7 protein-coding genes, 1 pseudogene and 1 riboswitch are annotated in these 7,659 nt (G+C 74.2%); of the genes and pseudogenes, 5 read left to right on the plus strand and 3 right to left on the minus strand.

The window, feature by feature from the left end; translation table 11 throughout:
* The 4 genes and pseudogenes from AOK09_RS23350 to AOK09_RS23365 all read left to right on the plus strand — a co-directional run.
* A pseudogene (locus AOK09_RS23350) lies at positions 1-604 on the plus strand (hypothetical protein); the annotation flags it as partial.
* Between the two features lie 7 nt (positions 605-611).
* Positions 612-1,625 carry an N-acetylmuramoyl-L-alanine amidase gene (locus tag AOK09_RS23355; protein ID WP_245687439.1) on the plus strand — a complete coding sequence of 338 codons (1,014 nt, stop codon included), beginning with the start codon at positions 612-614 and terminating at the stop codon, positions 1,623-1,625.
* Positions 1,626-1,688: 63 nt separating this feature from the next.
* Positions 1,689-2,654, plus strand: a complete 966-nt coding sequence (locus AOK09_RS23360) for a hypothetical protein (protein ID WP_055589195.1) — start codon at positions 1,689-1,691, stop codon at positions 2,652-2,654.
* 105 nt (positions 2,655-2,759) lie between these two features.
* A complete protein-coding gene (locus AOK09_RS23365) occupies positions 2,760-3,029 on the plus strand; it encodes a hypothetical protein (protein ID WP_055589196.1) in 270 nt (89 codons plus the stop codon).
* Positions 3,030-3,051: 22 nt separating this feature from the next.
* Here AOK09_RS23365 and AOK09_RS23370 read toward each other — a convergent pair whose 3' ends face one another.
* From AOK09_RS23370 to AOK09_RS23380, 3 genes are all read right to left on the minus strand, one after another.
* Complete coding sequence (locus tag AOK09_RS23370) at positions 3,052-4,146, minus strand: prenyltransferase/squalene oxidase repeat-containing protein (protein ID WP_055589197.1); 1,095 nt, start codon at positions 4,144-4,146, stop codon at positions 3,052-3,054.
* Complete coding sequence (locus tag AOK09_RS23375) at positions 4,143-4,949, minus strand: class I SAM-dependent methyltransferase (protein ID WP_055589198.1); 807 nt, start codon at positions 4,947-4,949, stop codon at positions 4,143-4,145. Before AOK09_RS23375 ends, AOK09_RS23370 begins: the two co-directional genes overlap by 4 nt.
* An 85-nt stretch (positions 4,950-5,034) precedes the next feature.
* Positions 5,035-6,387, minus strand: coding sequence for a glycosyltransferase family 4 protein (locus tag AOK09_RS23380; RefSeq protein ID WP_055589201.1), 1,353 nt, complete (start codon positions 6,385-6,387; stop codon positions 5,035-5,037).
* 198 nt (positions 6,388-6,585) lie between these two features.
* On the opposite strand from AOK09_RS23380, the gene AOK09_RS23385 reads away from it, so the two are divergent.
* The gene (locus AOK09_RS23385; RefSeq protein ID WP_055589199.1) at positions 6,586-7,209 is read left to right on the plus strand and encodes a TetR family transcriptional regulator; all 624 of its coding nucleotides are present in this window, start codon (positions 6,586-6,588) and stop codon (positions 7,207-7,209) included.
* A 155-nt stretch (positions 7,210-7,364) separates the two neighbouring features.
* Positions 7,365-7,438, plus strand: a riboswitch (cobalamin riboswitch).
* Positions 7,439-7,659: the final 221 nt, after the last annotated feature.

Genomic DNA, 7,659 nt, shown 5'->3' on the forward strand with positions numbered 1-7,659 from the left:
GGGCAGCGGTACCGGCGGCGCCGGGTCCACCCCCAGTGCGTCCGCCGGCAACAGCGTCCAGCCGCCGCCCGCGCAGGGTGACGGCGGCGCGGGATCCCCGTCCCCGTCGGCCGCTGCGTCGTCCCCCGCCGGCGACCAGGCCGCCGGACAGCGACAGGCCCGGGCGCTGGACCGGTTGCTGGACCGCAACGCCGGCGCCCGCAAGCAGGTCGGCAACGCGGTCGCCACCGTGCAGAGCTGCTCGGACAGTGCGTCGATGCGGAGCGCGGAGCAGGTCTTCACCCAGGCCGCCCAGCAGCGCGAGCAGCTGATCGGCGAGCTGGCCAAGCTCGACCTGGCCGCCGTGGACGGCGGCGCGGAGGCCGCACAGCTGCTGCGCAGCGCGTGGCAGCAGTCGGCCGACGCCGACCGTTCCTACGCCGCCTGGGCCGCCGCGGTGATCCGCACCGGCTGCGCCAACGGCGCGGCGCCGCGGACCGCCGACCGCGACCGGGCCGACGTCATCAGCGGGCAGGCCACCAGCAGCAAGCAGTCCTTTGTCATCAAGTGGAACCCGATCGCCAACCGGTACGGCCTCACGGCGCGGACCGGGGATGGGATCTGACCGGACCGTGCCATTCCAGCGCAACCGACCCGAACCCGACGACGAACTCTTCGGCTCGCCCTACGGCGAGCTGCGACCCCGCCGCTCCCCCGCGGCGCGGCTGCTGATCGCCGCCACCGTCCTGCTGCCCGTCTGCCTGGCCGGGTGGGTGGGCTGGCAGGCCGCGGCGGGCGGCGGCGCCCAGCCCGCCGCGGCGGTGCCGCCGCCCTCGACCGCGACGCCCGGCGCGCCGTCGGGGTCCCCGGGGACGCCCTCCCCCACGGGGTCCTCCCCGTCGGCGGCGAAGCCCTCCCCGAAGGGGTCCGCCTCGCCGTCCGGGCGCGGAGCGGCCGCCGCGGGGCGGCCCCTGGCGGGCCGTACGGTGGTGCTGGACCCGGGCCACAACCCCACCAACAACCGGCACACCTCGGCGATCGCCAGGCAGGTCGACGTCGGCAACGGGCACAAGGAGTGCGACACCACCGGCACCGAGACCGACGCGGGCTACCCGGAGGCGTCCTTCACCCTGGACGTGGTGCGCCGGGCCAGGACGATCCTGGAGGCGGAGGGCGCCCGGGTGATCCTCACGCAGGACGGCGACCGGGCCTGGGGCCCGTGCGTCGACGAACGGGCGGCGATCGGCAACGACGCCCACGCGGACGCGGCGCTCTCCGTCCACGGCGACGGCGGACCGGCCGCCGGGCACGGCTTCCATGTGATCCTTCCCTCACGGGTGGTCGCGGGGAAGGCCGACACACGGTCGATCACCGGGCCGTCCCGCACCCTCGGCACGCTGCTGCGGGACGACTTCGCGGCGGCCACCGGGGAGCCGTACTCCACCTATCTGGGCCGTCAGGGCATCGACGTCCGCAGCGACCTGGGCGGGCTGAACCTGTCGCGGGTGCCCAAGGTCTTCATCGAGTGCGGCAACATGCGCAACGCCTCCGACGCCCGTCACATGACGGACGCCGCGTGGCGGAAGAAGGCGGCTCAGGGCATCGCCGACGCCCTCACCGACTTCCTCACCGGGAGCAGTCGCTAGGCTCTTGGCCCGTTCGAACCTCAACCACGACCGACCACGACACACGACCGAGGGGAACCGTCCGTGAATCTGCGCTCTCTGACTCGGGGAGACGCCGCCGTCGCCGTCGGGGCAGTGCTGCTGCTTGTCTCGTCCTTCCTGCCGCTGTACTCGGTGTCGAAGAACTGCCAGAACGACACCTGCTCGTACAACGCCTGGCACAGCGGCTTCCTGGTGACCCTCGCCTCCGTGGTGCTGGCCGGGCTCGCCGGAGCGGCACTGATCCTGCTGGCCCGCTTCCAGGGCGAGGCCGCCCAGACCCGGCAGATCGCCGGGCTGAAGCTCGGCCAGTGGGGCACCGCACTCGCCGTCTTCGCCACCTGGAGCGCCCTGTGGACGCTCTTCGCCAACGGCGCCGGGTACTTCGCCTCGGTGCCCTCGGAGGGCGGCCTCGACTACAGCAATGTCTTCTCGCACGGCTTCGGCGCCTATCTGGCGTTCCTGGCCGCGCTGATCACCGCCGGCGCCGCGGTCGCCACGCCGCTGGTGCCGGCGCTGCAGGCGAAGCTGCTCTCCGACCGCCCGGCCGCGCCGGCCTCCCCGCAGGGCGGCTACCCCGGCGCCCAGGGCGGCTACCCGGGCGGCCCTCAGCAGGGCGGCTACCCCGGCGGCCCGCAGCAGGGTTCCGGGTACGGCTACCCGGGGGCCCCGCAGCAGCAGGGCGCTCCGCAGCAGTGGGGTGCCCCGCAGCACCAGGGTCCGGGCATGCACCAGCCGCAGGACCCGTCCCTCGGCGGCCCGGTCCAGACCCCGATGCCGGCGCCCACCGGCGGCCCCGCGCCCGCCGCGGACTTCGCGCCGTTCTGGTTCGCCGTCCCGGCGCCGCGCCAGCTGACGCCGGAGGACAACCCGATGGGCCCGCCGATCGGGGAGCTGACCCCGGGCACCTGGTTCCTGGCGGTGGAGCAGCGCGGAGCGGCCCTGGTGGCCCAGCTCCAGGACGGCAGGCGGGGCCTGCTCACCGACACCTCGGGGATCCAGCGGGGCTGACGGTACGTCATCGACACGCAGCGGGCGGGCCGGAGCGATCCGGTCCGCCCGTCGCCGTCGGTGGCAGGGAGTTTGAGCGCGGCGACCGCAGGCAAAGCGCCACCCATGAGTGGTATAGCCCGCCTCATCAGACTGCTGGCCCATGTGGCCGCGACGATCCTGGTCGTCTGGATCCTGCTGTTCGTCTTCGACGCCAACCGCGCCAATGACGTCGTCCACTGGTTCCAGGACGCCGCCGACTGGCTGGCGACCTGGTCCCGGAACCTCTTCTCCATCGACAACGCCAAGCTGCGGACCACGGTCAACTACGGCCTGGCCGCGGTGGTCTACGTCTTCGTCGGCGGCCTGGTGACCCGCGTCTCCCGCCGCGACTGACGACGCCGGGGCCTCCGGCCGCTCAGGCGGGGGTCCCGTCCCGCGCCTCGCAGCAGCCCACCACGGCCAGCCCAGTGGGCAGCTGCTCTCCGCCGAAGACCGCCGCGGTGGCGTGGTCGCCGCCGAGGGCGGCGACGGCCAGCAGCAGTGAGCCCGCGGTCCAGGTGGTGCGCTCCTCCGGCCAGACCGCGTCGTCCTCGAAGACATAGCCGGTCCAGTAGGAGCCGTCCGTGTGGCGCAGGTGCTGGATCCAGCGCAGGATCTCCACGGCGCGGTCGGACTGGCCCACCGCCCAGAGCGCCAGGGCCAGTTCGGCGCTCTCGCCACCGGTGACCCAGGGCCGGTCGGAGACACAGCGCACACCGAGCCCGTCCACCACGAAACGGTCCCAGCCGTCGGCGATGCGGCGCTCCGCGGCCTCACCGCGGAGCGCCGTGCCGAGGACGGGGTAGTACCAGTCCATGGAGTAGCGGCCCTTGTCCAGGAACCGCTCGGGGTGGTGGGCGACGGCGTGGGCGAGCCGGCCGGCGGCGAGCTCCCAGTCGGGCTGGGACTCCTCCAGGTGGTCGGCCATGGCGAGGGCGCAGCGCAGTGCGTGCAGGATGCTGGAGGAGCCGGTGAGCAGCGCGTCGGGGGCGGCGGTGCCGTCCTCGTCCTGCCGCCAGCTGACGGCGCCGCCGGGGAGCTGCAGTCCGACGACGAAGTCGACGGCGCGGCGTACCACCGGCCAGATCAGGTCCAGGAAGGTGTCGTCGCCGGTGGCGAGGTGGTGGTGCCAGGCGCCGACGGCGACATAGGCGCAGAAGTTGGTCTCCTTGGCGCGGCTGCCGGGGACGCCGTCGGTGTAGGAGGCGTACCAGGAGCCGTCGGGGTTCTGGGCGCCGGCCAGCCAGCGGTAGGCGGCCTCGGCGGCGGTGTGCTCACCGGCGGCGTCCAGCGCCATGGCGGCCTCGGTGTGGTCCCAGGGGTCGAGGTGGCCGCCGGTGAACCAGGGGATGGCGCCGTCGGCCTGCTGGTCGGCGAGGATGGTCCGTACGGTGGCCGCGGCCTGCCCGGCGTCCAGGACCCCGGGCAGCACCAGGGACTCGGGGACGGCCACTTCCTCGGCGGCGGTCATGCGCGGCTCCCGGCTGCGGACCCGGCGCCCGACACGGACTCCGTCTCGGCCCCTGCCTCCGCCTCGGACACCGCCGCGGTCGCGGCGGGCAGGTGCGGCTTGGTGGCGTAGGCCACGAAGCTCTTGCCGATCAGCGGGTCCAGCGCGGCCTCGGCGAGCCGGGTGACCCGCGGGCGCTTGACGATGTCCCAGACCAGCAGCTTGTGGTAGAGCTTCACGGGCAGCGCCTGGTCGTTGTCGACGCCGAAGGCGCACTTGAGCCACCAGTACGGGGAGTGCAGCCCATGGGCGTGGTGGGTGCCGTAGGGCTTCAGACCGGCGCCGCGCATCCGCTCCAGCAGCTGGTCACCGCGGTAGATGCGGATGTGGCCGCCCTCGACCTCGTGGTACTCGTCGGAGAGCGCCCAGCAGATCTTCTCGGGCAGCCAGCGGGGCACGGTGACGGCGATCAGGCCGCCGGGCTTGAGGACGCGGACCATCTCGGCGAGGACGCCCTTGTCGTCCGGGATGTGCTCCATCACCTCGGAGATGATGATCCGGTCGAAGGAGTCGTCCTCGAAGGGCAGCGCCAGCGCGTCGCCCTCCATCGCGGTGGCGGAGGCGCCGGCGGGGGCCTCTCCGGCCTCCTCCATGGCCGCGAACCACCTGCGCACCTCGGCGATCTCCTCGGCGTTGCGGTCCAGGGCGATCACCTGGGCGCCTCGCCGGTAGCACTCGAAGGCGTGTCGGCCACCACCGCAGCCGAGGTCGAGCACCCGGTCGCCGGGGGCGAGCGGGAAGCGCGAGAAGTCGACGGTCAGCACTGAGTGGCTCCCATTCGTTGCTGCGGCGGCCGGCTCGCGGCCGGCTCGCCTGATGGTGCGTCAGAGGTCTTGCGTGGCGGGGAGGTCAGACGTAGCGCCAGCCGCGGCCGGCCCGCGCCCGCTGCCCGGCTCCGGTGGCGATGGCCGCGCGGTAGCGTTCGGCGGTGAGGGCCGCGGCCCGCTCCCAGGTGAAGTGGGCCAGCACCCGCTCACGGCCGGCGGCGCCGATCCGGGCGCGCAGTTCCGGCTCGTCCAGCAGCCGGCCCAGGGCCGCGGCCAGCGCCCCCGGGTCGCCCGGCGGCACCGCGAGACAGGTCTCGCCGTGGCGGCCGGCCACCTCGGGGATGGCACCGCCGGTGGTGGCGACCAGCGGGGTGCCGGTGGCCATCGCCTCGGCGGCGGGCAGCGAGAACCCCTCGTAGAGGGAGGGGACGCAGGCGACCTCGGCGGAGCGGTAGAGGTCCACCAGCTCCGCGTCGCCGATGCCGCTGCGGAAGGTGATCCGGTCCTCCAGCCCCAGGCGGCGGATCGCCTCGGCGACCGGGCCGTCGTCGCGGCTCCTGCCCACCACCACCAGATGCGCCTCGCGCTCGGTGAGGACCTTGGCCAGCGCCTCCACCAGGTGGACCAGACCCTTCAGCGGCACGTCGGCGCTGGAGGTGGTGACGATCCGTCCGGGCACCACCGGCACCGCCGGGTCAGGCGACCACAGCCGGGTGTCGGCGCCGATCGGCACCACGTCGATCCTGACCGGGTCGACACCGAGGTGCTGGGCGATCTCGGCCTTGGAGGTGCCGGAGACGGTGACGATGTGGGACAGCCGCCGGGCGACCCGCTTCTGCATCCTGGTGAAGGCGTACCAGCGGCGCAGCGACAGGCGCCGCTTGAGGTCGGCCGCCGACTCCAGCTCCAGTTCGCGGTCGACGGTGACCGGGTGGTGGATGGTGGTGACCAGCGGGAAGCCGTGCCGTTCCAGACCGAGCAGGCCGTAGCCGAGCGTCTGGTTGTCGTGCACCACGTCGTAGCGGCCGCGATGGGCGGCGAGGAAGCGCCGGGCGCGCAGCGAGAAAGTCAGCGGCTCGGGGAAGCCGCCGGTCCACATGGTGGCGACCTCCAGCAGGTCCACCGCGTCGCGGAACTCGCCGGCGCGGGGGGTGCGGAAGGGGTCCGGCTGGCGGTAGAGGTCAAGGCTGGGGATCTCGGTGAAGGTGACCGAACCGGGGCCGTCCACCTCGTCCAGCACCGGGTAGGGCTGGCCGCCGAGGACCTCCACCCGGTGGCCCAGCCGGGCCAGCTCACGGGAGAGGTGGCGGACGTAGACGCCCTGGCCGCCGCAGAACGGGTTGCCCTTGTACGACAGCAGCGCGATCCGCAGCGGGCGCTCCGGCTGCGGCGCCTGCGCCGCCCGGTGCCGCGAGTCCTGCGGACGGGAGAGCACATGCCCCGACGATCGCGTCTGCGCGGTCACCCTTGGCTCCTTCTTCCCACCTCCCCGGGGCGTCCGCGGGCGTCCGCACCGGGGGTAAAGTAGAACAGGTTTCAGTATCGAACAGGTAGGGGAACTCGAAGATACCGGTCCGTAGCACTCCCTCCGGGAGCAGGGCTGGTGATTCGCGCCACGCCGACGGGACCGACGATGACGACCAGCCCAGTGACCAGCGGCACCCACCAGGCTGCCAGGGCGGCCGGACCGCCGCTCACCGAGCGGCAGCAGGAGCGGCGGCGCCGGATCCTGCGCACCGCGGCGGCGCTGGCCTGCCGCGGCGGCTTCGACGCCGTGCAGATGCGGGAGGTCGCCGAGTCCTCCGGAGTGGCCCTCGGGACGCTCTACCGCTACTTCCCCTCCAAGATCCACCTGCTGGTCGCCACCATGCAGGACCAGCTGGAACGACTGCTGGAGCAGCTGCGCCGCCACCCGCCCGCCGGGGACGACCCGGGGACGCGGGTCACCGAGGCGCTGATGCGCGCCTTCCACGGCCTGCAGCGGGAGCCGCAGCTCGCCGAGGCCATGGTCCGGGCGCTGAGCTTCGCCGACCGCTCGGTCAGCGCCGAGGTCGACCAGGTCTGCCGGCTCACCACGGCGATCGTGCTGGACGCCATGGGGCAGGACCGGCCGCCCAGCGCCCGGCAGCGGGCCGCCGTCCGGGTGATCGAGCACACCTGGCAGTCCGCCCTGGTGACCTGGCTCTCGGGCCGCTCCTCCATCGCCGAGGTGCGATCGGACCTGGAGACCGCGGCCCGGCTGCTCACCCTGGAGTGAACGGCGTCCTCTGACGGACCGCCGGGGACCGCACACCGGCGCGCGGGCCCGCCCGTACGCCCCCTCCCGGCCCCCGGGTCCGGCCCGGGGGCCGCCCGAGGGGTCGGCGGCCGCCCGTTAGAGTGTCGGGACACAACTCCATGCGCCTCCTCCCGGGGGAAGCCGGTGCGACTCCGGCACTGACCACGCAGCCGTGATCCGCCTCCCCGGCGGACGAGTCGGAATGCCCGGGTGAGGCGAGCGGCACCCCGGGCCCCCCGCAGCGGCGGCCCGGCACCGTCGAGGTCTACGGACGGCCGGCGCCCCAGGGCGACAGCCACGACCGCTCATCGAAAGGCAACACCCTCATGTTCTCCGCCGCCGCCCGTGCGGGCGCCGTGCTCGCCTCCGCCCTGCTGCTCGCCGGTACCGCGGCGGCCCCCGCCCTGGCGGACTCGGCCGCCCCGGCCG

It is taken from the genome of Peterkaempfera griseoplana (assembly GCF_001418575.1).
Classification (GTDB): Bacteria; Actinomycetota; Actinomycetes; order Streptomycetales; family Streptomycetaceae; genus Peterkaempfera; species Peterkaempfera griseoplana.

What these genes read in the sequence shown, in the direction of transcription:
- AOK09_RS23370 (WP_055589197.1), bottom strand. Translation starts at nt 4,146, where the DNA reads ATGACCGCCGCCGAGGAAGTGGCCGTCCCCGAGTCCCTGGTGCTGCCC.
- AOK09_RS23385 (WP_055589199.1), top strand. Translation starts at nt 6,586, where the DNA reads ATGACGACCAGCCCAGTGACCAGCGGCACCCACCAGGCTGCCAGGGCG.
- AOK09_RS23365 (WP_055589196.1), top strand. Translation starts at nt 2,760, where the DNA reads ATGAGTGGTATAGCCCGCCTCATCAGACTGCTGGCCCATGTGGCCGCG.